This is a genomic window from Streptomyces antimicrobicus (assembly GCF_020532625.1).
In the GTDB taxonomy this organism is placed as follows: domain Bacteria; phylum Actinomycetota; class Actinomycetes; order Streptomycetales; family Streptomycetaceae; genus Streptomyces; species Streptomyces antimicrobicus.
The window spans coordinates 1-24,702 of the sequence record NZ_JAJAUY010000006.1 but is presented as its reverse complement, the minus strand read 5'-3'; the positions used below and the strand labels follow the sequence as shown (position 1 = coordinate 24,702).

Sequence of the window (24,702 nt, the reverse complement as noted above, 5' to 3'; positions counted from 1 at the left end):
TTCGGTCCGCAATGGTACGGAAATCGGGGGGAGTTGCGCGATGACGACGGCGACCAAGCGCATGGTGGTCTCGGGGGGTTCGGCCGTGGCGGGGGCCGTCGTGAACGTCACGACCGGCATGCTCACCCAGAAGTGGGCGCTGGCCTGGGTGCTGTGCACGGTGGTGGCGGTCGCGGTGGCCGCGGTCCTGACCGTGTGGCTGGCCCGGCTGGACGGCGCGGCCGAGGCGGTGGCCTCCGCCCCCGCTCCCGCCCCCGTGCGCCGGCAGGAGCTGACCGACCTGGAGGTCGAGGGCGGCTCCCTGACGCAGCGGCTGCCCGGGCCGGGGGAGCAGGTCGTACGGCGGACCACGGTGCGGGGGGACGTCACGCAGGAGCAGACCGGCTGAGGCCCGGCGGCAGCCCGCGCCCGGCCCCGGCTCCCCGCACCCGGCCCCGCGCCCGGCCCCGGCTCCCCGGTCCCGGTCCCGGTCCCGGTCCCGTCAGAGGATCGCCACCGGGGCCACCGGGGTCCCGGTGCCGCCCACGAACGGCTCCGGCATGGCCGACAGCAGGAAGCTGTACCGCCGGGCTTCTCCACAGGCTGTGGACAAGGTTTCGAGATTCCAGTTCTGGCCCTGGTGCATGCCCATCTCGACCAGGTCCAGCGCGTGCACCGGCAGCCACAGGTTCTCGATCTCGGGCGGGAAGATCTCGAAGGTGAGCGTGTCGTTCGCGACCGCCGCCACGTCCCGCGCGTGGAACCACTCCGGCGTGCGGATCGACAGGCCGGGGGACGGGAAGCCGTAGCCGTGCTTGTCCCCGGCCAGGTAGACCTGCATCTGGCCGGTGCGGACCAGGACGATGTCGCCGGGGCGGACCGTCACCCGCCCGAACTCCTCGGCCTCCGCCAGGTCCGCCGGGGTCACCGCGTGCCCGCCCGGCAGCCGGTCCAGGCCCTTGGCCGCCGCCACGTCCAGCAGCACCCCGCGGGAGACGATCGGGCCCGCCTTGTCGATGCCGCTGTACTGGGCCCGGGTGTGCGCCGTGACGGTGTCCGCGGGGCGGCCGTTCCAGATCTTCCCCGAGTGGGAGACATGCGTGAGGGCGTCCCAGTGGGTGGCCGCCTGCAGGCCCATGGTCACCGCGTCGTCGCTGCACGCCACCGTGCCCGGACCGAAGATCTCCTGGTTGATCTGCACCATCGTGTGCAGCGGGTTGATCCGGCCCGGGATCATCCCGGCCTGCACCCCGTCCTCCTTCAGCGGCAGCGCCAGCGGGATCCGGCGCCCGGTGCGGATCTCGGCCGCGGCCGCCCGTACGACCTCGTCGGTGACCAGGTTCAGCGTGCCCCTCTCGTCGTCGGCGCCCCAGCGACCCCAGTTGTTGACGCGCTTGGCGATGTCGTGGAACTCGGGAGGCAGCGGCATGGGTCTCATCAGCTCCTTGCGGTTCGGGGGCTTGTGCGCGGCCGTCGCACTGCCCCTAAAATCTAACGGTCCGTCAGAAAACCCGGGAAGGGGCGGGACGTGGGGAACTTCTTGGCAGACAAGGTCGTGGCCGTCACCGGCGCCGGCCGCGGCATCGGCCGGGCCGTCGCGCTGGCCGCCGCCGCCGAGGGCGCCAAGGTCGTCGTCAACGACTACGGCGTCTCGATCGAGGGCGGCGAGCCGACCAGCGAGATCGCCGACGGCGTGGTGAAGGAGATCCTCGCGGCGGGCGGGCAGGCCCTCGCGGTCGCCGACGACATCTCCACCATGGCGGGCGGCCGGCGCGTGGTGGACACCGCCGTCGAGCACTACGGACGCCTCGACGGGGTCGTGTGCGTGGCGGGCATCCTGCGCGAGCGGATGCTGTTCAACATGACCGAGGAGGAGTGGGACCCCGTCGTCGCCACCCACCTCAAGGGCACCTTCACCGTCTTCCGCGCCGCCTCCGCCGTCATGCGCAAGCAGGGCACCGGCACCCTCATCGGCTTCACCAGCGGCAACCACCAGGGCTCGGTGGCCCAGGCCAACTACTCCGCCGCCAAGGGCGGGATCATCTCCCTGGTCCGCTCCGCGGCGCTCGGCCTGCACAAGTACGGGGTCACCGCCAACGCCGTGGCGCCGGTGGCCCGGACCCGGATGTCCGCCAACGTCCCCATGGAGCTCAAGGAGATCGGCGAGCCGGAGGACGTGGCCGCGCTGGTGACGTACCTGCTCAGCGAACGCGCCCGCGCCGAGGGCATCACCGGGCAGGTCTACACGATCGCCGGCCCCAAGATCGCCGTCTGGGCCCAGCCGCGCGAGCTGCGCGCCGGCTACGCGGAGGGCTCCTGGACCCCGCAGAAGATCGCCGACTTCCTCCCGGGCACGGTGGGCACCGACCCCATGCCGATGCTGGCCCAGCTGGAGGCCATGGCGAAGGCGGCGGCCGCCAAGGACCGCCCCAACGCGTAGAGGGGGCGGCCCGGTGGACTTCGGGTTCGGTGCGGAGGAGGAGCAGTTCCGGCGGCGGGCCCGTGACTGGCTCGCCGAACGGCTGACCGGCGGCGGCCCGTACGCCCACGCGGCCGGGCTCGGCGGCCCCGGCAGCGAGCACGAGGGCGGCGGCGCCCGCCGGGAGTGGGAACGCGAACTGGGGCGGGCCGGCTGGATCGGACTGGGCTGGCAGGCGCCCGAGGGCGCGTACGGCCAGCGGCGCGCGAGCCTGACCCAGCAGGTCGTGTGGGCCGAGGAGTACGCCCGGCTGCGCGCCCCTGCCCGGGTCGGCCACATCGGCGAGAACCTGCTCGCCCCGACCCTGCTGGCGTACGGCAGCCAGGAGCAGCGCAGCCGCTTCCTGCCGCCCGTCGCGCGCGGCGAGGAGCTGTGGTGCCAGGGCTACAGCGAACCCGACGCCGGCTCGGACCTGGCCGGGATCCGTACGGCCGCGCGGCGCACGGCGGCCGGCACCTACCGGGTGACCGGCCAGAAGATCTGGACCTCGCTCGCCCGGGAGGCCGACTGGTGCTTCGTCCTGGCCCGCACCGAGCCGGGCTCCCGGCGCCACCACGGGCTGTCCTTCCTGCTCGTCCCCATGGACCAGCCGGGCCGGATCGAGGTCCGGCCGATCCGGCAGATGTCGGGGACCAGCGAGTTCAACGAGGTGTTCCTCGACGGGGCGGTGGCCGAGGAGGTGGTCGGCGGCGAGGGCAACGGCTGGACCGTCGCCATGGGGCTGCTGGCCCTGGAACGCGGCGTGTCCACCCTGGTCCAGCAGATCGGCTTCGCCGCCGAACTCGAACGCGTCGTCGGCGCCTTCCTCGCCTCGCCCACCTCCGCCGACCCGGTGCTGCGGGAGCGGCTGGTGCGGCAGTGGGCGGAGCTGCGCACCATGCGCTGGAACGCGCTGCGCACCCTCGGCGGCGGCCCCGAGGACCCGGGGGCGCCCAGCGTGGCCAAGCTGCTGTGGGGCGGCTGGCACCGGCGCCTGGGTGAACTGGCGGTGGCGGTCCGGGGGGCGGCGGCGACCGCCGGCCCCCGCGACTGGACACCGCAGGACCCCTACCCGCTGGACGAGGCCCAGCGGCTGTTCCTCTTCACCCGCGCCGACACGATCTACGGCGGCTCGGACGAGATCCAGCGCAACATCATCGCCGAGCGGGTGCTCGGCCTGCCGAAGGAGCCCAGGTGAGAGGCGTCGTGTTCGACGGCAAGCAGGCGCAGGTGGTCGACGATCTGGAGATCCGGGAACCGGGGCCGGGGGAGGTGCTCGTCGCGATCGCGGCGGCGGGGCTGTGCCACAGCGACCTGTCGGTGATGGACGGGACGATCCCGTTCCCGCCGCCGGTGGTGCTGGGGCACGAGGGCGCGGGCGTGGTGGAAGCGGTGGGTGCGGGCGTGACGCACGTGGCGCCCGGTGACCATGTGTCGCTGTCCACCTTGGCCAACTGCGGCGCCTGCGCCGACTGCGACCGGGGCCGGCCGACGATGTGCCGCAAGGCGATCGGCATGCCGGGACAGCCGTTCTCGCGAGGCGGGAAGCCGTTGTTCCAGTTCGCCTCGAACTCGGCCTTCGCGGAGCGGACGATCGTCAAGGCGGTCCAGGCCGTGAAGATCCCGTCCGACATCCCGCTGACGTCCGCCGCGCTGATCGGCTGCGGGGTGCTGACGGGCGTCGGGGCGGTCCTCAACCGGGCCCGGGTCGGCCACGGCGAGACGGTCGTGGTCATCGGCACCGGCGGCATCGGCCTCAACGTCCTCCAGGGCGCCCGCCTGGCCGGTGCCTCGGTGATCGTGGCGGTGGACGCCAACCCGGCGAAGGAGGCGGTGGCCCGGCAGTTCGGGGCGACGCACTTCGTGGACGCCTCGGCGGTGGCGGACAGCGTGGCGGCGGTGAAGGAGGTCCTGCCGACCGGGGCGGACCACACGTTCGAGTGCGTGGGCCACGTCGAGCTCATCCGCCGGGCGATCGACCTCCTGGACCGGCACGGCCAGGCGGTCCTGCTGGGCGTACCCGGCTTCACCGAGGAGGCGTCCTTCCAGGTCTCCTCCCTGTACCTGGACAAGTCCGTCCTGGGCTGCCGCTACGGCTCCTCCCGCCCCCAGCACGACATCGCGCTGTACGCCCGGCTCTACCGGGAGGGCCGCCTGCTGCTGGACGAGCTGGTGACCCAGGTCTACACGATGGAGGACTTCACCAAGGCGGCGGCCGACGCCAAGGCGGGCCGAGTGGCCCGCGCGGTCCTGACCTTCTGACCGCCCCCGGCCGGCCCGGCGCCCCCGGCTCCCGCCGCGGGGGCGGGGGGCTGTGCCGGGGGCTGGTTCCCGCCGCGGGGCCGGGGGCGCAGGGTGGGGGTGTCCGGGACGTAAAGCGTGATTTGTGGCGTGCCCGCTGCGCGTGATGTGGAATCGGCTGGGACCGCCATAAATCATGCAGTCCCGGACACCCCTACCCGGAGCCGCCGGCCCACCCGAAGCCGCCGCCCGCCGGAGCTACGGCACGAACCGCCCGAACCGCCCCTTGTGGAACACCAGCGGCTCCCCCTCGCCGCTGGCCCCCATCGCCTCCACCCGCCCCACCACGATGAGGTGGTCCCCGCCGGTGTGGACGGCGTGGATGCGGCAGTCGATCCAGGCCGGTACGGCGTCCAGGCGGGGCGCGCCGGTCGCCGGCGCCGGACCGTGCTCCACGCCCGCGAACTTGTCGGCCCCGCTCACCGCGAACGCGCGGCACAGCTCCCCCTGTTCGGCCCCGAGGATGTTGACGCAGAACACGCCCGCGCGGGCGATCCGCGGCCAGGTGGTCGACGTACGGGCCACCATGAACGTCACGAGCGGGGGGTCCAGGGACAGCGAGGCGAAGGACTGGCAGGCGAAGCCCGCCGGGCCGTCCTCGCCCTCGGCCGCCGGGGCGGTGATCACGGTGACGCCGCTGGCGAAGTTGCCGAGCACCGACCGGAACTCGGCCGGGCCGACGGGGGCCCGCTCGTCCTCCCGCACGGCCCGCAGATCGGGCCGGGGGTGCGGGTCGACCGCCCCGGGCTGCGTGGTCGGCCGACCGGCGGACCTGAGGTATCGGACGACGGTGGCCGCCATCCCTGCGTGTCCCATCACACCGCCATTGAAGCTGACGGTGCGTCAGATAGGAAGGGCCGTGCGCCCGGTCGCGCCGCGACCCGCCGTTGCGCCGCCCGGGTGAAACGGCAGGTCGCGGTGGGGCCGCTGCGCCGGGGCCCGGGCCGCGTGTCGGCATGGTGGCGGAGGTCGCGCAACCGTCACCCGTAGGAGGCATCGCATGCTCGGCACCGATTTCCGGGTCGGCTCACCCAACTGGATCGACCTCGGCAGCCCCGACATCGACCGGGCGTTCGCGTTCTACTCGGCGGTGTTCGGGTGGGAGTTCATGAGCGCCGGGCCCGAGGCCGGCGGCTACGGCTTCCTGCAGAAGGGCGGCAGGACCGTCGGGGCGCTCGGCAAGCTCGGCGAGGAGGGGGCCCGGCCCGCGTGGATGGTCTACTTCCGGTCCGACGACGTCCAGGCCACCCGCAACGAGGTGGTCGCGCGCGGCGGGGCCGTACGGGCCGAACCGATGGACGTGATGGGTGAGGGCTGGATGGCGCAGTTCACCGACCCGCAGGGGGCCGAGTTCGCCGTCTGGCAGCCGGGCCGGACCAAGGGGCTGGAGCGGGCCTCCGAGGACGACGCGCTGGTGTGGGTCGAGTTGCACGTGCCCGAGCCGGAGGCGGCGATCGGGTTCTACGGGGCGCTGTTCGGGTGGCGGTCGCAGGAGATGGACGCGCCCGGGATGACGTACCGGGTGCTGAGCACGGCCGACGGGGAGCTGGAGGAGGCCTCGTTCGGCGGGGTGGCACCCCTGCAGGAGGGGCAGCGGGACGCGCGGTGGGTGCCGTACTTCGCCGTGGCGGACGCCGATGCGGTGGCGGCGGCGGTGACCGTGCACGGGGGGCAGGTGCTGATGCCTCCGGCGGATGTGCCGGAGGTGGGGCGGATCTCGTGGCTTGCGGATCCGGCGGGGGCCGTGTTCGCGGTGCTCAAGCCGAACCCTCGCCAGGCCTAGGCCTGGCTCGGGCTCCTGCCCGGCCGGGCTTGGCTCCGGTCCTGCCGCGTGGTGTGGCCTGGGGTCTGGCCGCCTGAGGGTCTGGGTGGCTTCGGGGGGCCGGCGGCTCCGGGTGGGGGTATCCGGGACTGCATGATTTATGGCGGTCCCGGCCGATTCCACATCACGCGCAGCGGGCACGCCACAAATCACGCTTTACGTCCCGGACACCCCCACCCTGCGCCCCCGGCCCGGCCTGGGTCCAGGGGGGAGGTTGAGCCCCCGCGCCCCGGCCCTGGGCCGAGGCCCAGGGGCCCGGCGCCCCGGCCCGGGGCGGGGGGCGGTCAGGTGCCGCGGAATTTCGGGGGGCGGCGTTCCGTGAAGGCCGCTATGCCCTCCGTGGCGTCGGTCGTGGTCATGTTCAGTTCCTGGGCCGTGGCCTCGGCCGCCAGGGCGGTGGTGCGGTCGGTGTCCAGGGCGGCGTTGACCAGCTGCTTGGTCAGCACCAGGGCCCGGGTGGGGCCCTCGGCCAGGCGGTGGGCCCAGGCGGTGGCGGTGGCGTGCAGCTCGGCGGCCGGGACCACGGCGTTGACCAGGCCGATGCGGGCCGCCTCCGCGGCCGGCAGGGCGTCGCCGAAGAACATGAGTTCCTTGGCCTTCTGCGGGCCGACCAGGCGGGTCAGCAGGTAGGCGCCGGCGCCGTCGGGCACCAGGCCGCGGCGGGCGAAGACCTCGATGAACCGTGCGCTGTCCGCCGCGAGGACCAGGTCGCAGGCGAAGGCCAGATGGGCGCCGATCCCGGCCGCCGTGCCGTTCACCGCGGCGATCACCGGTTTCTCGCAGTCCAGCACCGCGGTGATGAAGCGCTGGGCGCCCTCGCGGATCATCCGCGCGACGTCCCCGGCGACCCGGTCACCGCCGGTCCGGGGCGCTCCGCGCAGGTCGGCGCCCGCGCAGAAGCCCTTGCCGGTGCCGGTGATCACCACGGCCCGTACGGCGGGGTCGGCGGAGGCGTCGGCGAGCAGGGCGATGATGCGTTCGCGCTGGTCCCAGGTCAGGGCGTTCATGGCCTCGGGGCGGTCGAGGGTGATCCACGCCACCCCGTGGTCCGTGGTGTGCCGTACCGTCCGGGCGGAGTCGGTCATGGCAAGGGTGCTCCCGTCGTGTGGGCGGGTGTCAGCGGCAGATCGCCAGGGCGTCCAGGGCGACCGCGCCCTGGCCCCGGGGGAGGACCATCAGGGGGTTGACGTCGAGCTCGCTGAGGCAGTCGCCGAGCTCCAGGGCCATGCGCTGGACGCGCAGGACCACCTCGACCAGGGCGTCCACGTCGGCCGGGGGCGCTCCCCGGACGCCCTCCAGGAGGGCGTGCCCGCGCAGCTCGGTCAGCATGGCCCGGGCCTGGTCCTCGCCGAAGGGCGGGACGCGCACGGCGGCGTCGCGCAGGACCTCCACGAGCACGCCGCCCAGGCCGACGGTCACGGTCGGGCCGAACAGCTCGTCCTGGGTGACGCCCACGACCATCTCCACGCCGCGCTCGACCATCTGGCAGACGAGGATGCCGTCCAGGGGGACGTCCTCGTAGCGGGCGATGTCGGTCAGTTCGCGGTAGGCGTCGCGGATCTGGCTGGCCGAGGTGAGCCCCACCTTCACCAGGCCCAGTTCGGTCTTGTGGGCCAGCTGCGGGCCCGAGGCCTTCATGACGACCGGGTAGCCGACCAGGCCGGCGGCGCGGACGGCCGCGGCCGCGCTGGTGACCAGTTGCTCGCGCGGCACCCGGATGCCGTACGCGCGCAGCAGCTGCTTCGCGGCGTGCTCGCTGAGCTGCTGGCCCGGCCGCATCAGGGCCTGTGCCTTGCGGTACGACGGCGAGGGCGTGCGGGGGGCGTCGGCGAAGGGGGAGCGGTAGCCGCTGGTGAAGCGGTGGTGGTCGAAGTAGGCGCGGACGGCGGTGATGCAGTTGGCGAACGTGCGGAAGGTGGCCACGCGGGAGGAGCCGAGGAGGGTGGTGCGGTAGGCCTCCTCGGTGCCGACGGGCGAGCCCCACACCACGCAGATCAGCTTGTCGGTCTGCTCGGCCGCGTCCACCAGGTCCTGTGCCAGCTTGTCGCTCATCGGGGGGAAGGGCCCGGTGATGGGGCAGATCAGGACGCCGACGGCGGGGTCGGCGAGGATCGCGTCGATGATCTTGCGGCCGCGCCAGTCGCCGACGGGGTGGCCGCCGTTGTCCACGGGGTTGGCCACGTTCAGGTACGCGGGGATCCACTGGTGCAGTTCGTCCTGCTTGGCCGGGGAGAGGGTCGGCAGGTGCAGACCCGCCTCGGTGGCGAGGTCGCAGAAGTGGGCGCCGGTGCCGCCGGATATGGAGTAGACGACCACCCCGTCCGCCTGCGGGCGCCGGGCGCGGGCCAGCAGGGCGGCGGTGTCCTGGAGTTCGTCCAGGCCGTCGACGCGGATCACCCCGAACTGCCGCAGGGCGGCGTCCACGACGGTGTCCGCGCCGGTCAGCTTGCCGGTGTGGGAGGCGGCCGTCCGGGCGCCCGCCTCGGTGCGGCCGACCTTGACGGCCACCACGGGTACGCCGCTGCGCGCGGCCCGGTCGGCGGCCAGCAGGAAGGAGCGGCCGTCCTTGAGGCCTTCCACGTAGCAGGCGATCGCCCCGACCTCGGGCCGCCCGGCGAAGTAGGAGATGAAGTCGGCGGTCTCCAGGTCGGCCTCGTTGCCGGTGGGGGCCCAGTGGGACAGCCGGATGCCGAGTTCCTGGAGGGCGTAGAGGGGCCGGCCCTGGTGCCCGGACTGGGTGATCAGGGCGATGGCGGGGCCGTCGAGGTCCTCGCGGAACTCCTGGAAGGCGTTGAGGTTGGTGTTCGGGCCCAGCAGCCGCATCCCGGAGCGCCTGACCGCGGCGGCCAGCCGGGTCTGGGCGGCGGCGCCCGCCTCGCCGGTCTCGGCGAAGCCGGAGGCGAAGGCGACGGCGAACTTGACCTTGGCCTCGGCGAGCTCCTCGATCACCGGAAGCGGGTCGGCGACGAGCAGGACCGCGAGGTCGACGGGTTCGGGCAGGTCGGCCACGGAGGTGCGGCAGGGCAGCCCGAACACGGAGGCGCGGGTGGGGTGGACGGGGTGCAGCCGGGCGCCGACGCGCTCGGCCCAGGCCATGAGCTGGCGGGTGATGCCGGTGTTGGGTCGGCCCTCGGCGTCGGAGGCGCCGATGACGGCCACGGACTCGGGCCGGAAGAACCGGTCCAGGTCGGGCACGTCGGCGGTCAGGGGCCGTCCGCTGACGTCCACGGCGCCGTCGGCCGTGGCGGCCGGGCCCGTCGTGGAGTGGACGGCCGTCCGGGGCGTCTCCCCGCAGGCCTCGACGCGTGCGCGGAAGTCGGTGGTGAGGGTGCCGTGAGTAGATCCAAGCATCGTTGCCGCCCGCTCCTGCTCGATGACTCTCAACTCGTATACTGACGCGTAGTCAGATTACTGAACTGACACGCCGTCAGGAACAGGGCTGCGCGGGAAAGATGCCGCGGCCCGCGGGCAGGGGCCGCGGACGGGGACCCCTGGCCGGGCCGGTCCGGCGCGCGCTACCGGCGGGCGAGGGCCCGGGCGAGCTTGCGGGCGTCCAGGGCCAGTTCCCGGAACATGCCCGAGATGGGATTGGTGTACCCGACGAAGTACAGTCCCGGCGCCCCGGCCGGGCTGCGGGGGGCGTGGGCCGTGGGGCGGCCGCGCCCGTCCAGGACGCCCAGGTGGCCGACGAGCGGCTCCAGCCCGCGGACGTAGCCGGTGGCCGCGATCACCGCGTCCGCAGTGACGCGGGAGCCGTCGGCGAGGACGACCTCGGCGCCGTCGAAGGCCTCCACCGCGGCCACCGGCAGCACCCGGCGGGCGCGGACGGCGTCGATCAGGCCGACGTCCTGCACGGGTATCGCGCCCTGCCGGACGCGGCTGTACAGGCCGGTGGTGGGCCGCGGGAGCCCGTACGCGGACAGGTCGGGCACGGAGATCCGGGCCACCAGCGCCCCGAGCCGGTCCACCAGGCGCACCGGCAGGCGGCGCACCAGGATGCCGGTGCGCTGGGCGGGCCAGCCCAAGGTGGAGCGGCGCACGATGTGCGGGGCGGTGCGTACGGCCAGCCGCACGCGGGCGGCGCCCCCCTCGGCGAGGTCGACGGCGATCTCGGCGCCGGTGTTGCCGACGCCGACGACCAGGACGTCCTGGCCGGTGTAGGGGGCGGCGTTGCGGTACGCCGACGCGTGCACGAGGCGGCCCGTGAAGGTGTCGCGGCCGGGCCAGTCCGGCAGGCGGGGGGTGTGGTTGAAGCCGGTGGCCACGACCACGGCACTTGCGGCCAGTTCCCGGCCGCCGCTGGCGTACAGGGTCCAGCCGGCGCCGTCGGCAGCGCGTTCGACGCGGTGCACCTCGACGCCGGTGACGATCTCCAGCTCGTGGAACTCGGCGTACTTCTCCAGGTAGCGGACCACGTCGGCGCGGGCCACCCAGCGCCCGAACCGGCGCGGCACCGCCAGCCCCGGCAGGGCGGACAGCCGGCGGGTGGTGTGCAGGCGCAGCCGGTCGTAGTGGCGCCGCCAGGAGTCGCCGACGGCGTCGGCCTTCTCCACGACCACGGCGCGCACCCCGCGCCCGCGCAGCGCGGCGGCCGCGGCGAGCCCGGCGGGCCCGGCACCGATCACGTACACGGGACGCGGCTGCGTGCTCATCAGGTCGGGCTCGGTGGGCGCTCCAGGCATGAGCAGTGAGCGTATCGGCGTGGGGCGCCGTTGGGTCTCGGTCGGGCGGGGATCCGATTGCGGATCGATCACGCCTCCCGGTTGATCGGCACCCCGGTCGATCGCGCCTCCCCCGCTCGATCGCACTCCCCGGTCGGTCCCGCCTCCCCCGCTCGATCACATCCCCCCGCTCGATCGCATCCCCCGACCGATCGCGCCCACCGGCCTTGCGGGATCGGCCGCGATCGGCTGAACTGACGTACCGTCAGATAAGTGCGCGCGGTGGAGGGCGGTGGGGACGGGGATGCGGACCGTGTGGCTCAGTGGGGTCGAGTGGGGCGCTGTGCTCCGGATCGGGCTCGGGCTGTGGTGGCTGGAGAGCTGGCGGCACAAGGACAAGAAGGGCTGGTTCGAGCGCGGCACGGGCATCGCGTGGGCCGCCGAGGTGGCCGGCAAGCACCGGTGGGGCTTCGTCACCCGGGGCTTCCGGCAGGTGGTCGAGCCCCGGCCCCGGCTGATGGCGTACGTCGTCGTGTACGCGGAGCTGGCCGTCGGACTCGGTCTCGTCGCCGGGTTCCTCACGCCCGTCGCGCTGGTCGGCGGTCTGCTGCTGAACCTGCTCTACCTCGTGCTGATGATCCACGACTGGGCCGAACAGGGGCAGAACGCGATGATGGCCCTCATCTCGGTGGTCTCGCTGTTCACCATGAGCTGGCAGGTCTGGTCCCTCGACGCGGCGGCGGGGCTCTTCCTGTGAACACGCCCGCGGCGCGCGCCGCCGCCCCCGCCCCGTCCTTCGACCTGCCCGAGATCGACGCGTTCACCCGGCCCTACTGGGACGCCGCCCGCGAGGGGGCGCTGCTGCTGCGGTACTGCGCCGCGTGCGGGCGGACCCACCACTACCCGCGCGAGTTCTGCCCCCACTGCTGGGCGGGGGAGGAGCAGGTCACGTGGCGCCCGGCCAGTGGACTGGCCTCGCTGTACACCTGGTCCGTCGTCCACCGCAACGACCTGCCGCCGTTCGGCGGGCGGGTGCCGTACGTCGCCGCCGTCGTGGAACTCGCCGAGGGACCGCGGATGATGACCGAGGTGGTCGACTGCCCCGACCCCGCCGCCCTCCGCGTCGGCATGGCCCTACAAGTCACCTTCCGGGACCTCGCCGAGGGGGTGAGCGTCCCCCTCTTCCGGCCCGCGCCCACCCCCTGAGCGCGGCGGCAGGACGGTTGCGGCCAAGGGCTGTTCCGGCCACCCGCCGACCCTGGATACCCCGCTGACCTGCGGAGATGATCTGTCACACCGGCGCCGCCAGCAGGCGCCCCGCAGCACCTCATCCGCATCCGCACCACCATGTGACAGATCTACGGGGGACCCGCATGCCTGCCTTCAGGCGCCTCGCCACGCTCACCGCCACCGCGGCCGTCGGCTCGACCCTGCTGCTCTGCGCGGCCGGCACCGGCCCCGCGTCCGCCGCCAGCGTGGCGACGTGGGACAAGGTCGCCCAGTGCGAGAGCTCCGGCAACTGGAGCATCAACACCGGCAACGGCTACTACGGCGGGCTGCAGTTCTCGCTGTCCACCTGGCGGGCGTACGGCGGCACGCAGTACGCCGCCTACCCGCACCAGGCGAGCAAGAAGGAGCAGATCCTCACCGCCGAGCGGGTCCTGGCCGGCCAGGGGCCGGGGGCCTGGCCGCACTGCGGTCAGGTGGCCGGTCTCGGCCGCGACCACGCCGACCCCTACCCGGACGCGCCGACCGTCCCCACCCCGGCCCCGTCGTGGAAGACGCAGGTGCTGGTCGAGGCCGGGCAGGGCCTGTTCCACGCGAGCCGGTTCGACAACGGCACCTGGACCCGGTTCGGTGACGTCTCCGCCGCGGCCGGCTCCGTGCCCGGCGGCGTGCGCGACCTCGCCGAGGCCGGGATCAACGGCGACACGCACGTGCTCGCGGTGAACGGCACCGGCCGGCTCCTGCACTCCATCCGCTTCGACGACCGGTCGTGGACCGACTTCGGTGACGTCGGCGCGGTGGCGGGCGCGCTGGCGAACGTGACGCAGGTGTCCGCGGCCTCGATCGGCACCGAGCTGCACGTGGCCGTCGTCGCCGACGGCACGGTCCACCACACCATCCGGCACGCGGACGGCACGTGGGACGCGTTCGGCAGCCTGGGTCGGCCGGGTGGTGCTCCGGTGGCGAAGGTGGAGATCGCCCGGACCGGTGATCAGCTCCAGGTGGTGGCGCTGTCGGACACGGGCGTGCTGCGGCACGCGATCCGGCACGCGGACCGCACCTGGACGGCCTGGGGCGACGCCTCGGCCGCGGCGGGTGCCACCGCCGCCGGGATCGCGCGGATCGACGACGTGGCCGTGGCCGGGACCGGCAACGGCGACCTCCAGCTCGTCGTGACGGCCAACGGCGGCGCGCAGCAGTTCCACGGCGCCCGCTACGGCAGCGGCACCTGGACCGGCTTCAACTCCCTCGCCGGGATCGTGCCGAGCACGACCGTGACCGACGTCGCCGCGGCGGCGATCGAGGGCGAGCTCCAGGTGGCGATGGTCACGGCCGACGGCCGCGTCCTGCACACCATCCGCCACACCAACGCCACCTGGTCCCCGGCCGGAACGGTCGACCTGACCGGTGTCCCCGGCACCCGCACCGGCATCGCCGTCACCGGCACCTACAGCTGACGCCCTCCGCCCGTCGGCGCCTCTCCACCACCACCCCCTCTCGCTCAAGGACTTCCCCACCCATGACCCGTCGCCCCTTCACCCGTCGTGCCGTGACCTCCGTCGCCGGTGCCGCCGTCTTCGCCTCCGGCCTGCTGGCCTTCGCCGCCACGCCCTCCTACGCCGCCGGGCCCGGCTACCAGATGCCCTTCAGCTGCGGCCAGTCCTGGACCGGCGTCACCCGGGCCGGTCACAGCCCCTCCCCGCTCGCCATCGACTGGACGCGCCGCGAGGGCACCCTGAACCAGCCCGTGACCGCCAGCGCCGACGGCACCGTCTCCAAGGCGGTGACGCTGTCGGGCAGTTACGGCAAGTACGTCGTCATCGACCACGGCGGCGGCCACACCACCCTCTACGCGCACCTCAACGACTACGACGTCACCGCCGGCACCCGCGTCACGCGCGGCCAGAAGATCGGCGTCGTCGGCAGCACCGGCAACTCCACCGGCCCGCACCTGCACTACGAGCAGCGCTACAACGGCCAGGTCAAGCAGTCCGTCTTCAACGGCAGCCCGTTCTCCGGCGGTGCGACCCTGACCAGCCAGAACTGCGCCCAGGAGCCCCCGCAGCCGCCCGCCCAGCCCAAGGAGTGGCGGGCCCAGGTGGCGGTCCAGGCGGGCGGCGGCCTCTACCACGCCCTGCGCAACGCGGACCGCACCTGGACGGACTTCGGCAACGTCGAGAGCGCGGCGGGCGAGGTGCCCAGCGGCGCCCGTGACATCGCCGAGGCGGGCATCAACGGCGACACCCACCTGCTCGCGGTCGGCAACGACGGCAAGCTGTACCACTCCATCCGCTTCGACGACCGGTCGTGGACCGACTTCGGTGACGTCGGCGCGGTGGCGGGCGCGCTGGCGAACGTGACGCAGGTGTCCGCGGCCTCGATCGGCACCGAGCTGCACGTGGCCGTCGTCGCCGACGGCACGGTCCACCACACCATCCGGCACGCGGACGGCACGTGGGACGCGTTCGGCAGCCTGGGTCGGCCGGGTGGTGCTCCGGTGGCGAAGGTGGAGATCGCCCGGACCGGTGATCAGCTCCAGGTGGTGGCGCTGTCGGACACGGGCGTGCTGCGGCACGCGATCCGGCACGCGGACCGCACCTGGACGGCCTGGGGCGACGCCTCGGCCGCGGCGGGTGCCACCGCCGCCGGGATCGCGCGGATCGACGACGTGGCCGTGGCCGGGACCGGCAACGGCGACCTCCAGCTCGTCGTGACGGCCAACGGCGGCGCGCAGCAGTTCCACGGCGCCCGCTACGGCAGCGGCACCTGGACCGGCTTCAACTCCCTCGCCGGGATCGTGCCGAGCACGACCGTGACCGACGTCGCCGCGGCGGCGATCGAGGGCGAGCTCCAGGTGGCGATGGTCACGGCCGACGGCCGCGTCCTGCACACCATCCGCCACACCAACGCCACCTGGTCGGAGACCGGAACCGTCGACCTCACCGGCGTCCCCGCCACCCGCACCGGCATCGCCGTCACCGGCACCTACAGCTGACCCGACCACGCCGCCCCGAAGGACTCCCTCCACCATGTCCCGCACCCGCACCCGCCACCTCAGCGGCCGCGCCCTCCTCGCCGTCTCGGTCCTCGCGCCCGTCCTCGGGATCGCCGCCGCCGGCTCGGCCGCGGCGGACGCCCCCCGCGTCGCCGACATAGCCCGCAGCCAGATCGGCAACAACTGCACGCCGTACTACGGCTGTGCCTACCCCCGCGCCTGGTGCGCCGAGTTCTCCCGGTGGGTCTGGAAGCAGGCCGGCGCCAACACCACCGGCCTCAACGCCGCCGCCGCGAGCTTCTACTCGTACGGCTCGAAGAACGGCACCCTGCACACCAGCGGCCCCCAGGTCGGCGACGCCGTCCTGTGGGACGACGACGGCTCGGTCTCCGGCGAGGCGAACCACGTCAGCCTCGTGGTCGGCGTCTCCTCGGACGGTACGAAGATCCAGACGGTCGGCGGCAACGAGAGCGGCAAGGTCTCGTTCAAGGACTGGTTCAACTGGCGTACGTACACCAACCCGGGCGCGGGCCGGGCCCTCGCCTTCGTCTCGCCCACGGGCATCCCCGACACGGCCCCGCCCGCGCCGAAGCCGCCGGCCGAGCCGAAGGAGTGGCGGGCCCAGGTCGCCGTCGAGGCCGGCGGCAACGTCTTCCACGCCGTCCGCAACGCCGACCGCACCTGGACGGACTTCGGCAACGTCGAGAACGTCGCGGGCGAGGTCCCCAGCGGCGTGCGGAGCATCGCCGAGGCGGGCGTCAACGGCGACACCCACGTCCTCGCGGTCAGCAACGACGGCCGCCTGTACCACACCATCCGCTTCGCCGACCGGGAATGGGCTGGCTTCGGCGACGTCCACACCGAGGCGGGCGAGCTGACCGGCGTCACCCAGGTCACGGCCGTCTCCATCGGCTCCGACCTGCACGTGGCGGTCGTCGCGGGCGGCACGGCCTACCACACGATCCGGCACGCGGACGGCACCTGGGACAAGTTCGGCACCCTCGGCCAGCCCGGAGGCAGCCCGGTGACCAAGGTCGCCGTCGGCCGCACCGGCGACGAGCTCCAGGTGGTGGCGCTGTCGGACACGGGTGTGCTGCGGCACGCGATCCGGCACGCGGACCGCACGTGGACGGCCTGGGGCGACGCCTCGGCCGCGGCGGGTGCCGGGGCGGCCGGGATCAGCCGGATCGACGACGTGGCGGTCGCCGGGACCGGGAACGGCGACCTCCAGTTCGTCGTGACCGCCAACGGCGGCACGCAGCAGTTCCACGGCGCCCGCTACGGCAGCGGTACCTGGACCGGCTTCAACAGCCTCGCCGGGATCGTGCCGAGCACGACCGTGACCGACGTCGCCGCGGCGGCGATCGAGGGCGAGCTCCAGGTGGCCATGGTCACCGCGGACGGCCGGGTCCTGCACACCATCCGCCACACCAACGCCACCTGGTCCGGCACGGGCACCGTCGACCTGACGGGGGTCTCCGGCACCCGCACCGGCATCGCCATCACCGGCACCTACAACTGAACCCGGCGCGCCCCTAGCGGGCGCTGACGAAGGCGGTCCAGGCCTCCGGCGAGACATTCAGCCGGGGGCCTGCCGGGTTCTTGGAGTCGCGGACGTGGATGGTGGTGGGGCAGGCCGCCACCTCTACGCATTCGCCGCCGGAGCCGCCGCTGTAGCTGGACTTCCGCCAGGCGTAAGCAACTTCGACGCACTCGCCGCCTTCACCGCCGCTGTAGCTGCTCTTGAACCAGGACGGCTCGGTGGTGTTCATAGCTCTCCCAGCTTCTTCTCAATCAGGGCGAGGGACTCATCAGGGCTGAGCGCCCCTGCCCGGATGATTCCATAGCGCTCGCTGAAGATCCTTACCTCGTCTGGACCGGTGAGAAGGCGGGGATAGCCATACGTCTCCGTGTAGGCCACTTGATGACGGCCCTTGGGGTGCAGGAGGGTGAATGAACCCTCCATGGCGGCGTGCACACCCCGCCCGAACGGGATCACCTGGAGTTCGACCGTCCGTAGACGGCCGATCTCCAGAAACCGGTGCAGCTGCACGATGTGAGCCTCTCTGCCGCCCACTTCGCGCATCAGTAGGTTCTCGTCGAGCACGAAGCTGAAGGTGGGCGAGGGCCAGCGTGCGAAGAGCTGCTGCCGGTCGAGACGGTCTGCCACGCGCTTCTCGATGGTCGCCTCGTCAAGCAGTGGGCGATACGCGGTGAAGATCGCCCTTGCATGGGCTTCGGTCTGGAGCATTCCAGGCACGCCCTGGTGGCCGTAGTAGTGGAGGGCCTTGGCCTCGGCCTCCGCGTTGGCATAGTCCCGGAACCAGTCCGGGTGCCGAGCCCGGGCCTTCTTGAGCGCCTCCCGTACCTCCTCCACCGACGCCAGGAGCAACCCCCTGGCCTCCAGGACCACGTCCGCCCGTTCCAGGAAGTCCACCTGCGGGAGCCGTACGCCCCGCTCGATGGAGCCGACGAGGTCTTCGCTGACGTGCATCCGCTGCGCCAGTTCCTTCTGGGTGAGCCCCATCAGTTCGCGCAGCGTCTTGATCTGTTTGCCCAGGGTGCGGAAGAGATGGGCCGTCCCATCCACCTCCAGCGGGCGCTCGGGTCGTTCTTCGCGTGGTGACAGGTCGTTCATGGCTGATCCGCCCTCGTCCGTACAGCCCGTACCGGAGGAATCAGCGTAGGACGGTCCGGCGACGCTCTGTGAGGGAGTTGGCCGAATTGAGTGACATGGCACTGGTCCCACGTGCCGCTAGGGCCAGAGGAGTTCCGTGGCCCAGCCGTGGCCGTCGGGTGTGCGGCGGTAGCGCAGCCGTACGTGCCGGCGCATCGCGTCGCCCTGGAAGAACTCGACGCGGTCGGGTTCCAGGACGTACGCCGTCCAGGTCGGGGCCGGTGCGTCCGGTTCGGCGCCGGCGCGTTCCCAGGCGGCGGCCGAGGCGCGGGCCAGTTCCTCGGGGGAGTCCAGGACCTCGCTCTGGTGGCCGGTCAGCGCGGCGGCCAGGGCGCCGCGCGAGCGGACGGCCAGATCGGCGCGGCTGACCTCGGGGCCGGCGGCGGTGACCCGGCCGCGGACGCGCACCTGGCGGGCGACGGCCGGCCAGTAGAAGCCGAGGGCCGCCTCCGGACGGGCCGCCAGCTGGCGGCCCTTGGCGCTGGTGGAGTGCGAGGCGAAGTGCCAGCCGCGGGCGTCGGCGTCGTGCAGCATCAGCGTGCGCACGTCGGGGCGGCCGGCCTCGTCCGCCGTGGCCAGGGACATGGTGTGCGGCTCCGGCTGGCCCGCCTTCGCGGCGTGCACGAACCACTGCCGGAAGAGGGCGACGGGGTCGGCGGGGGCGTCGGCCGGGTCGAAGCGCGGGAGTTCGATGTCCCACACGCGGGCGGCGCGCAGGGCGGCGTGGAAGTCGTCGAGGGGCTCTTCGCTGCTCATGGCGTCCATCGAACACCATGGGGCGGGTGGCCGGTGCTCGGCGGTGACGGTGCGCGGCGGGATCTAGCCGCGGCCGAGCAGGAGGGTGCCCGAGGAGCAGAACCAGCCGCCGGTGCCGGAGGCGACGGCGACCTCGGGCAGGCTGCCGTCGCGCCTGCGGACCTGGCCGGCGCCCGCCTCGCCGCGCAGCTGGCGGACGGCCTCGACCAGGAGGAACAGGCCCCGCATGCCCGGGTGGCAGGCGGACAGGCCGCCGCCGTCGGTGTTGACCGGCAGGTCGCCGTCGCGCAGCAGGCGGCCCTTCTCCACGAAGGCCCCGCCTTCGCCCTTGGCGCAGAAGCCGAGGTCCTCCAGGGTCACCAGGGTCATGTAGGTGAAGGCGTCGTAGATCTGGGCGAGGTCCACGTCGGCCGGGGTCAGGCCGGCCCGGGCGAAGGCCTGGCGGCCGGAGGCGGCCGCCGGGGAGACGGTGAAGTCGGGCCACTCGGACATGGTGGTGTGCGAGACGGCGGTGCCGTGGCCGAGCACCCACACGGGGGTGCTGGCCGTGTCGGGGACCAGCTCCTCGGCGGCGAGCAGGACCGCGCAGCCGCCGTCGGAGCGGATGCAGCAGTGCAGCTTGGTGAAGGGGTCGGCGATCATCTCGGCGGCGAGCACGTCCTCGACCGTGATCGGGTCGCGGTACATGGCCTGCGGGTTGGTGGCGGCGTTCGCGCGGGCCTGGACGGCCACCGAGGCGAGCTGCTCCAGGGTGGTGCCGTACTCGTGCATGTGCCGCCGGGCCGCCATCGCGTACTTGGCCACCAGCGTGTGGCCGTAGGGCACCTCGAACTGGAGCGGGCCGCGGGCGCCGAAGGAGAGGTTGGAGGTGCGCCGGCGGGCCTTGATGTCGGCGCGGGCGGTGGAGCCGTAGACGAGCAGGACCGCGTCGGCGTGGCCCGCCGCGACGGCGTCGGCCGCGTGGGCGGCCATCACCTCCCAGGTGGAGCCGCCGACCGAGGTGGAGTCCACCCAGGTGGGGCGCAGGCCCAGGTACTCGGCGACCTCGATCGGGGCCAGGGTGCCGAGCCCGGCGGAGGCGAGGCCGTCGATCACCGAGCGGTCCAGGCCGGAGTCGGCGAGGGCGCGGCGGGCGGCCTGGGCGTGCAGGGCGTAGGGGGTCGGGCCGTCGACCTTGCCGCAGTCCGAGAGGGCGACGCCGACGACAGCGACCTTGCGGCGGGGCGTGGGTGCAGGCATGAATCTGACGGTACATCAGATCTGTCGGTGCGGGTATCGGCCGGGGCCGCCCTCTGGGCATCGGTGGGGGCCGAGCCTAATATGACGGCCCGTCAGTTACGGGGAGGAGCCCGCCGATGGACGCCGCCTTCACCGCGGAGCAGGACGAGATGCGCCGCACCCTGCGCGAGATCCTGGGCAAGCGCTGCGGACCGGACGAGGTCAAGGCCGCCGTACGGACCGCCGCCGGGTACGACCGCGAGCTGTGGCAGCAGCTCGCACAGGTGCTGGGGCTGCCCGGCACGGCCGTCGCCGAGGAGTACGGCGGGGTCGGCTGCACCCCCACCGACCTGGCGCTCGCCTGCGAGGAGGCCGGGCGGGTGCTGCTGCCCTCGCCGCTGCTGGCCACCGCCGTGCTGGTGACGCCGCTGGTCACGGCGCTGGGGACCGCGGCCCAGCGGGCGGCCCTGCTGCCCGGGCTCGCCGACGGCTCCCTCACCGCCGCGCTCGCCGTCCCCGGCACCGCGCTGGCCACCGCCCTCGCCCTGACCGGTGAGAACACCGAGGGCGACTGGGCCGGCGGCGGACGGGCCGGGGGCGTGCAGGCCCGCCGGACGGAGGACGGCTGGCGGCTGTACGGCGAGGCCGCCCAGGTCCTCGACGGGCACCGGGCCGGGCTGCTGCTGGTCGCCGCGCACACCGGCGGCTTCGCGCGCAGCCGGACCGCGCTGTTCCTCGTACGGGCCCGGGACACCGACGGCGACGTGCCCGGGCTGGTGCGGACCCGGCAGACCGCGCTGGACGAGACCCGGGCCCAGGGCCGGGTCCAGCTGCGCGACGTACCCGCCGAACCGCTGGGGGAGGAGGACGCGGACGCGCTCGCGGCGCTGGCCGCCACCGGCCGGACCGCGGCGGCCGCGCTCGCCGCCGAGGCCGTCGGCGCGGCCGGGCAGGCGCTGGCCCGGACGGTGGAGTACGTGGGCCGGCGCGAGCAGTTCGGGCGGGCCGTCGGCTCGTTCCAGGCGGTCAAGCACCGGCTGGCCGACCTCTACGTACAGGTCCAGGCGGCCCGCTCGGCGGCGTACTACGCGGCCTGGGACCCCGAGCAGGGCCCGCTCGCGCTCGCCCAGGCGCTGCAGGCGCTGCGGGGGAGCGCCGGGGAGGCGATCCAGCTGCACGGCGGGATCGGCTTCACCTGGGAGCACGACGCGCACCTGTACTTCAAGCGGGCGGCGGCCGACGAGCTGCTGTTCGGGCCGGTCCACCGGCTGCGCGCGCACGCGGCCGAGCGGGCCGGGCTGTTCGGTCCGGGGCCGGCGGGCGTGGCCGGCGGCGCCGCGGTCGCCGCGAGCACCGGCGCGACCGCCACCGGCGTCCACCGCGAGAGGGTGGTGCTCTGATGGCCGCACCCGGCGTGAAGCTGATGCAGTGGCTGTCCTCCACACCGCTCTTCGCGAAGGTCGCCCCGCACTTCGTCCCCGCCCTCGACAAGGCGGTGCACCGGCTCACCCGCGGCAAGGTCCTGCTCAGCGCCCGGATGCTGCCCGGGGTGGTCCTCACCGCCAAGGGCGCCAGGACCGGGGAGCCCCGCACCACGCCGCTGGCGTGCATGCCCGAGGAGGGCGGGACGAGCTGGATCCTGGTCGGGTCCAACTTCGGCCGGCCCGGGCACCCGGCCTGGACCGCGAACCTGCTCAAGAACCCGGACGCCCGGGTGAGCTGGAAGGGGCGGGACATCGACGTCCGGGCCCGGCTGCTCCAGGGCGCGGAGCGCGCGGCGGCGTGGGAGGCGGTGCTGCGGTTCTGGCCGCCGTACGCGGCGTACCAGGCGCGGATCGAGCGGGAGATCAGGCTGTTCCGGCTGGAACGGCGCTGATCGCGGCGGACCCGGCAGGGTCCGCCGTTACTTGGAGGGCTTCTTGCCCGTCATGCCCAGGTGCACGAGCAGCGCCAGGTTCGGCTTGAGCTCGGCCTGCTTCACGCCCCAGGTCTGGAACCCCTTCTGGTGCGAGGCGACCGCGGCGAGCATCGCGACGATCGAGCCGGCCATGGCGGCGGGGCTGAGGTCCTTGTCGAGCCTGCCCTTGGCCTGGAGCTCCTGCATCGACGCCGAGAGGGAGTTGGTGACGGAGTTCAGGATCTTCATGCGGATCTTGTAGAAGCGCTTGTCGCCCTCGGCCGCGCCGAGGTCCACGACCCGCAGGATGGCGTCGTTGCGGCGCCAGAAGTCCAGGAATCCGTCGACGAGTTCCTCCGCGGCCTGCCAGCCCGACTTGCCGGCCCAGGAGCGGCCCTCGACGAGCGCGGTCAACTGCGCGCCCTCGGCGGCCATTTGCTCGGCGATCTCCAGGACGGCGCCCTCGACGTCCGGGAAGTACTGGTAGAAGGTCGCGGGCGAGGTGCCGGCCTTCCTGGCGACGTCGATGACCTTGACGTCGCGGTACGGCGAGGTGCTGAGCATCTCGCTGAGGCAGTCGAGCAGCTTCTGCCGCGTCGCCTGACCGCGCCGGCCGGCGACACGGCCGTCGACGGTGCGTACTTGTCCTGTCATGCCGTCAGCTTACCGAGGGGTGATCGGGGCGCGATCCGGCCGCATGCAAATGGGGTGACCCGCCCCCTGGCCTGCGGCGGGGTCCCCCGAACAGGCCTGTCAACAGGCTGTGGACAATATGGGGGCAGATCATGTCGGGAGGGTGGATAAGCAGCGTACGTGGCAGTAGGTAGCAGTACGTAGCAGTAGGTACCAGCCCCGGAACGGAAGGAAGGGCCCATGGCCGCATTCGCAGAAGGCACGCCCTGCTGGGTGGACGCCTCGCTTCCGGACGTCGAGGCGGGCAAGCGCTTCTACGGCGAACTGTTCGGCTGGACCTTCAGCGAGAGCTCCGGGCAGTACGGCGGCTACACCCAGGCCTACCGCGACGGCCGCAACGTGGCGGCCCTCGCCCCCAAGCCCGACGGGCGCATGCCCACCGTCTGGGGCGTCTACCTCTACACCGCCGACGCCTACGCGGCCGCCGCCCGGATCCGCGCCGCCGGCGGCCAGATGGTCATGGACCCGATGCCGGTCGGCCCGTACGGCGTCGCGGCCATGGCCGCCGATCCGGGCGGGGCCGTGTTCGGGCTCTGGCAGCCCGGCACCCACCACGGCTTCGAGGCCAGCATGGAGCCGTACACGTACTGCTGGAGCGAGCTCTACACCCGGGCGCGGGACGCGGTCGACGTCTTCTACGCCACCGTCTTCGGCTACGTGCCCCAGGACCAGGACGACGCCGGCACCGAGTACCGCACCTGGTCCCCGCCCGGCAGCGTGCCGGGGCCCGAGACCGCGGTCATGGGCCGTAGCCTGATCACCGACGCGTTCCCCGAGGCGATGCCCGCGCACTTCCTGGTCTACTTCGCGGTCCCCGACTGCGACCGGACCGCCGCGGACGTGCGCCGACTGGGCGGACGGGTCACGGCGGACCCCTTCGACACCCCGTACGGGCGGATCGCGGTGGTCACCGACAATCAGGGGGCGGCCTTCGCCCTGCTCTCCGAAACCGGGGACGGGAAGGCCTGACAGAATCGGGGTTGCGCGACCCCGGGCGGCGCCCGGCGGTGAGACGCTGCACGGGCTGGTGTGGCGGGCCCGGCTCGGGTCCGTACGGGGAGGTGTGAGGCGAGTGGTGGAGCAGCTGACGCAGCACGACCCGAGACGGATCGGCCCCTTCGAGGTGCTGGGACGGCTCGGCGCCGGCGGCATGGGGCTGGTCTATCTCGCGCGGTCGGCGTCCGGCCGGCGGGTCGCGATCAAGACGGTACGGACCGAGCTCGCCGAGGACCAGCTCTTCCGCGTGCGCTTCACGCGGGAGGTGGAGGCGGCCCGGGCCGTCTCCGGCTTCTACACGGCCGCGGTCGTGGACGCCGACCCGCGGGCCGCCGTGCCGTGGCTGGCGACCGCGTACGTCCCGGCGCCCTCCCTGGAGGAGATCGTCAACGAGTGCGGGCCGATGCCCGCGCAGGCCGTGCGCTGGCTGGCCGCCGGGATCGCGGAGGCGCTGCAGTCCATCCACGGGGCGGGCCTGGTCCACCGCGACCTCAAGCCCTCGAACGTGCTCGTGGTCGAGGACGGGCCGCGGGTGATCGACTTCGGCATCGCCAGCGGTATCTCCAACACCCGGCTGACCATGACCAACGTCGCCGTCGGCACCCCCGCGTACATGTCGCCCGAGCAGGCCAAGGACTCGCGCAGCGTCAAGGGCTCCAGCGACGTCTTCTCGCTCGGCTCCACCCTGGTCTTCGCCGCGACCGGCCACCCGCCGTACCACGGGGCCAACCCGGTGGAGACGGTCTTCATGCTGCTGCGCGAGGGACCGAACCTGGAGGGCCTGCCCGACGAGCTGCGCCCGCTGATCGACTCCTGCATGCAGATGGACGCCACGGCCCGGCCGACGCCGGCCGACCTCCAGGCGCAGCTGGCCCCGCACCTGTTCGCCGCCGGCGACGACAGCGGCACCGCGTCGGCGTGGCTGCCCTCGCGCGCGGTCGCCCTCATCGAGAACCACCGCAACGGCGGCCGCACCGGCACCCTGGGCCCGCAGGGCGGGCCCGGCGGCGGGCCGGGGACGC

At 73.7% G+C, this 24,702-nt stretch carries 24 protein-coding genes; 14 read left to right on the top strand and 10 right to left on the bottom strand.

Annotated elements, in window-relative coordinates:
* The first annotated feature begins 40 nt into the window (after positions 1–40).
* Positions 41–388, top strand: coding sequence for a hypothetical protein (locus tag LG632_RS02750; RefSeq protein WP_226724755.1), 348 nt, complete (start codon positions 41–43; stop codon positions 386–388).
* A 93-nt stretch (positions 389–481) separates the two neighbouring features.
* On the opposite strand, the gene LG632_RS02745 is transcribed toward LG632_RS02750, so the two are convergent.
* Positions 482–1,408, bottom strand: a complete 927-nt coding sequence (locus LG632_RS02745; RefSeq protein ID WP_226724754.1) for a cyclase family protein — start codon at positions 1,406–1,408, stop codon at positions 482–484.
* 99 nt (positions 1,409–1,507) lie between these two features.
* On the opposite strand from LG632_RS02745, the gene LG632_RS02740 reads away from it, so the two are divergent.
* Genes LG632_RS02740 through LG632_RS02730 form a run of 3 tightly spaced genes read left to right on the top strand, consistent with a single transcriptional unit; the run spans position 1,508 to position 4,699 of the window.
* Entirely contained in the window at positions 1,508–2,419 is a 912-nt protein-coding gene (locus tag LG632_RS02740; protein WP_226724752.1) for an SDR family NAD(P)-dependent oxidoreductase, read from the top strand.
* A 13-nt stretch (positions 2,420–2,432) separates the two neighbouring features.
* On the top strand, positions 2,433–3,635 hold the full coding sequence (locus LG632_RS02735) for an acyl-CoA dehydrogenase family protein (RefSeq protein ID WP_226724750.1): 1,203 nt from the start codon (positions 2,433–2,435) through the stop codon (positions 3,633–3,635).
* Positions 3,632–4,699: a Zn-dependent alcohol dehydrogenase gene (locus LG632_RS02730; RefSeq protein WP_226724748.1), complete on the top strand. Its 1,068-nt coding sequence runs from the start codon at positions 3,632–3,634 to the stop codon at positions 4,697–4,699. Before LG632_RS02735 ends, LG632_RS02730 begins: the two co-directional genes overlap by 4 nt.
* A 237-nt stretch (positions 4,700–4,936) precedes the next feature.
* Here LG632_RS02730 and LG632_RS02725 read toward each other — a convergent pair whose 3' ends face one another.
* Positions 4,937–5,539: a flavin reductase family protein gene (locus LG632_RS02725; RefSeq protein ID WP_226724854.1), complete on the bottom strand. Its 603-nt coding sequence runs from the start codon at positions 5,537–5,539 to the stop codon at positions 4,937–4,939.
* 199 nt (positions 5,540–5,738) lie between these two features.
* On the opposite strand from LG632_RS02725, the gene LG632_RS02720 reads away from it, so the two are divergent.
* Positions 5,739–6,521 carry a VOC family protein gene (locus tag LG632_RS02720; protein WP_226724745.1) on the top strand — a complete coding sequence of 261 codons (783 nt, stop codon included), beginning with the start codon at positions 5,739–5,741 and terminating at the stop codon, positions 6,519–6,521.
* A gap of 323 nt (positions 6,522–6,844) precedes the next feature.
* Here LG632_RS02720 and LG632_RS02715 read toward each other — a convergent pair whose 3' ends face one another.
* The 3 genes from LG632_RS02715 to LG632_RS02705 form a co-directional block, all read right to left on the bottom strand.
* Positions 6,845–7,645: an enoyl-CoA hydratase/isomerase family protein gene (locus LG632_RS02715; RefSeq protein WP_226724744.1), complete on the bottom strand. Its 801-nt coding sequence runs from the start codon at positions 7,643–7,645 to the stop codon at positions 6,845–6,847.
* A 31-nt stretch (positions 7,646–7,676) separates the two neighbouring features.
* The gene (locus tag LG632_RS02710) at positions 7,677–9,911 is read right to left on the bottom strand and encodes an acetate--CoA ligase family protein (protein WP_226724742.1); all 2,235 of its coding nucleotides are present in this window, start codon (positions 9,909–9,911) and stop codon (positions 7,677–7,679) included.
* 164 nt (positions 9,912–10,075) lie between these two features.
* Positions 10,076–11,242, bottom strand: a complete 1,167-nt coding sequence (locus LG632_RS02705) for a flavin-containing monooxygenase (protein ID WP_226724740.1) — start codon at positions 11,240–11,242, stop codon at positions 10,076–10,078.
* Between the two features lie 283 nt (positions 11,243–11,525).
* On the opposite strand from LG632_RS02705, the gene LG632_RS02700 reads away from it, so the two are divergent.
* The 5 genes from LG632_RS02700 to LG632_RS02675 all read left to right on the top strand — a co-directional run bounded on the left by LG632_RS02700 (position 11,526) and on the right by LG632_RS02675 (position 16,965).
* Complete coding sequence (locus tag LG632_RS02700) at positions 11,526–11,978, top strand: DoxX family protein (protein ID WP_226724738.1); 453 nt, start codon at positions 11,526–11,528, stop codon at positions 11,976–11,978.
* Positions 11,975–12,427 (top strand): Zn-ribbon domain-containing OB-fold protein, encoded by a 453-nt coding sequence (locus tag LG632_RS02695; RefSeq protein WP_226724736.1) that lies wholly within the window; start codon positions 11,975–11,977, stop codon positions 12,425–12,427. Before LG632_RS02700 ends, LG632_RS02695 begins: the two co-directional genes overlap by 4 nt.
* Positions 12,428–12,594: 167 nt before the next feature.
* The gene (locus tag LG632_RS30440; protein WP_308107824.1) at positions 12,595–13,905 is read left to right on the top strand and encodes a transglycosylase family protein; all 1,311 of its coding nucleotides are present in this window, start codon (positions 12,595–12,597) and stop codon (positions 13,903–13,905) included.
* Positions 13,906–13,967: 62 nt separating this feature from the next.
* Positions 13,968–15,443, top strand: coding sequence for a peptidoglycan DD-metalloendopeptidase family protein (locus LG632_RS30435; protein ID WP_308107822.1), 1,476 nt, complete (start codon positions 13,968–13,970; stop codon positions 15,441–15,443).
* Positions 15,444–15,477: 34 nt separating this feature from the next.
* Positions 15,478–16,965 (top strand): CHAP domain-containing protein, encoded by a 1,488-nt coding sequence (locus LG632_RS02675; RefSeq protein WP_226724735.1) that lies wholly within the window; start codon positions 15,478–15,480, stop codon positions 16,963–16,965.
* A gap of 13 nt (positions 16,966–16,978) precedes the next feature.
* On the opposite strand, the gene LG632_RS02670 is transcribed toward LG632_RS02675, so the two are convergent.
* The 4 genes from LG632_RS02670 to LG632_RS02655 form a co-directional block, all read right to left on the bottom strand.
* Positions 16,979–17,215, bottom strand: coding sequence for a DUF397 domain-containing protein (locus LG632_RS02670; protein WP_226724733.1), 237 nt, complete (start codon positions 17,213–17,215; stop codon positions 16,979–16,981).
* The gene (locus tag LG632_RS02665) at positions 17,212–18,081 is read right to left on the bottom strand and encodes a helix-turn-helix domain-containing protein (protein WP_226724731.1); all 870 of its coding nucleotides are present in this window, start codon (positions 18,079–18,081) and stop codon (positions 17,212–17,214) included. Before LG632_RS02665 ends, LG632_RS02670 begins: the two co-directional genes overlap by 4 nt.
* 117 nt (positions 18,082–18,198) lie before the next feature.
* The gene (locus tag LG632_RS02660) at positions 18,199–18,876 is read right to left on the bottom strand and encodes a pyridoxine/pyridoxamine 5'-phosphate oxidase (protein WP_226724729.1); all 678 of its coding nucleotides are present in this window, start codon (positions 18,874–18,876) and stop codon (positions 18,199–18,201) included.
* 63 nt (positions 18,877–18,939) lie between these two features.
* Entirely contained in the window at positions 18,940–20,115 is a 1,176-nt protein-coding gene (locus LG632_RS02655; RefSeq protein WP_226724728.1) for an acetyl-CoA acetyltransferase, read from the bottom strand.
* A gap of 116 nt (positions 20,116–20,231) precedes the next feature.
* Between LG632_RS02655 and LG632_RS02650 the strand changes: the two genes are divergently transcribed.
* Positions 20,232–21,494 (top strand): acyl-CoA dehydrogenase family protein, encoded by a 1,263-nt coding sequence (locus LG632_RS02650; protein ID WP_226724726.1) that lies wholly within the window; start codon positions 20,232–20,234, stop codon positions 21,492–21,494.
* On the top strand, positions 21,494–21,970 hold the full coding sequence (locus LG632_RS02645) for a nitroreductase family deazaflavin-dependent oxidoreductase (RefSeq protein ID WP_226724724.1): 477 nt from the start codon (positions 21,494–21,496) through the stop codon (positions 21,968–21,970). The genes LG632_RS02650 and LG632_RS02645 overlap by 1 nt, the downstream gene beginning before the upstream one ends.
* A gap of 27 nt (positions 21,971–21,997) precedes the next feature.
* On the opposite strand, the gene LG632_RS02640 is transcribed toward LG632_RS02645, so the two are convergent.
* Positions 21,998–22,645 carry a TetR family transcriptional regulator gene (locus tag LG632_RS02640; protein ID WP_226724722.1) on the bottom strand — a complete coding sequence of 216 codons (648 nt, stop codon included), beginning with the start codon at positions 22,643–22,645 and terminating at the stop codon, positions 21,998–22,000.
* A 219-nt stretch (positions 22,646–22,864) separates the two neighbouring features.
* Here LG632_RS02640 and kbpA point away from each other — a divergent pair, with 219 nt between their 5' ends.
* Positions 22,865–23,653 carry an AfsK-binding protein KbpA gene (gene kbpA, locus LG632_RS02635; RefSeq protein WP_226724721.1) on the top strand — a complete coding sequence of 263 codons (789 nt, stop codon included), beginning with the start codon at positions 22,865–22,867 and terminating at the stop codon, positions 23,651–23,653.
* A gap of 103 nt (positions 23,654–23,756) precedes the next feature.
* Positions 23,757–24,702, top strand: a 946-nt coding sequence (locus LG632_RS02630; RefSeq protein ID WP_226724720.1) for a serine/threonine-protein kinase, incomplete at its 3' end; no start/stop codon positions are given.

Excerpts from the sequence above, each read along its gene's own strand:
- LG632_RS02750 (WP_226724755.1), top strand. The coding sequence starts at position 41 with ATGACGACGGCGACCAAGCGCATGGTGGTCTCGGGGGGTTCGGCCGTG.
- LG632_RS02745 (WP_226724754.1), bottom strand. The coding sequence starts at position 1,408 with ATGCCGCTGCCTCCCGAGTTCCACGACATCGCCAAGCGCGTCAACAAC.
- LG632_RS02725 (WP_226724854.1), bottom strand. The coding sequence starts at position 5,539 with ATGGCGGCCACCGTCGTCCGATACCTCAGGTCCGCCGGTCGGCCGACC.
- LG632_RS02720 (WP_226724745.1), top strand. The coding sequence starts at position 5,739 with ATGCTCGGCACCGATTTCCGGGTCGGCTCACCCAACTGGATCGACCTC.
- LG632_RS02715 (WP_226724744.1), bottom strand. The coding sequence starts at position 7,645 with ATGACCGACTCCGCCCGGACGGTACGGCACACCACGGACCACGGGGTG.
- LG632_RS02710 (WP_226724742.1), bottom strand. The coding sequence starts at position 9,911 with ATGCTTGGATCTACTCACGGCACCCTCACCACCGACTTCCGCGCACGC.
- LG632_RS02705 (WP_226724740.1), bottom strand. The coding sequence starts at position 11,242 with ATGCCTGGAGCGCCCACCGAGCCCGACCTGATGAGCACGCAGCCGCGT.
- LG632_RS02700 (WP_226724738.1), top strand. The coding sequence starts at position 11,526 with ATGCGGACCGTGTGGCTCAGTGGGGTCGAGTGGGGCGCTGTGCTCCGG.
- LG632_RS30440 (WP_308107824.1), top strand. The coding sequence starts at position 12,595 with ATGCCTGCCTTCAGGCGCCTCGCCACGCTCACCGCCACCGCGGCCGTC.
- LG632_RS30435 (WP_308107822.1), top strand. The coding sequence starts at position 13,968 with ATGACCCGTCGCCCCTTCACCCGTCGTGCCGTGACCTCCGTCGCCGGT.
- LG632_RS02675 (WP_226724735.1), top strand. The coding sequence starts at position 15,478 with ATGTCCCGCACCCGCACCCGCCACCTCAGCGGCCGCGCCCTCCTCGCC.
- LG632_RS02670 (WP_226724733.1), bottom strand. The coding sequence starts at position 17,215 with ATGAACACCACCGAGCCGTCCTGGTTCAAGAGCAGCTACAGCGGCGGT.
- LG632_RS02665 (WP_226724731.1), bottom strand. The coding sequence starts at position 18,081 with ATGAACGACCTGTCACCACGCGAAGAACGACCCGAGCGCCCGCTGGAG.
- LG632_RS02660 (WP_226724729.1), bottom strand. The coding sequence starts at position 18,876 with ATGAGCAGCGAAGAGCCCCTCGACGACTTCCACGCCGCCCTGCGCGCC.
- LG632_RS02655 (WP_226724728.1), bottom strand. The coding sequence starts at position 20,115 with ATGCCTGCACCCACGCCCCGCCGCAAGGTCGCTGTCGTCGGCGTCGCC.
- LG632_RS02650 (WP_226724726.1), top strand. The coding sequence starts at position 20,232 with ATGGACGCCGCCTTCACCGCGGAGCAGGACGAGATGCGCCGCACCCTG.
- LG632_RS02645 (WP_226724724.1), top strand. The coding sequence starts at position 21,494 with ATGGCCGCACCCGGCGTGAAGCTGATGCAGTGGCTGTCCTCCACACCG.
- LG632_RS02640 (WP_226724722.1), bottom strand. The coding sequence starts at position 22,645 with ATGACAGGACAAGTACGCACCGTCGACGGCCGTGTCGCCGGCCGGCGC.
- kbpA (WP_226724721.1), top strand. The coding sequence starts at position 22,865 with ATGGCCGCATTCGCAGAAGGCACGCCCTGCTGGGTGGACGCCTCGCTT.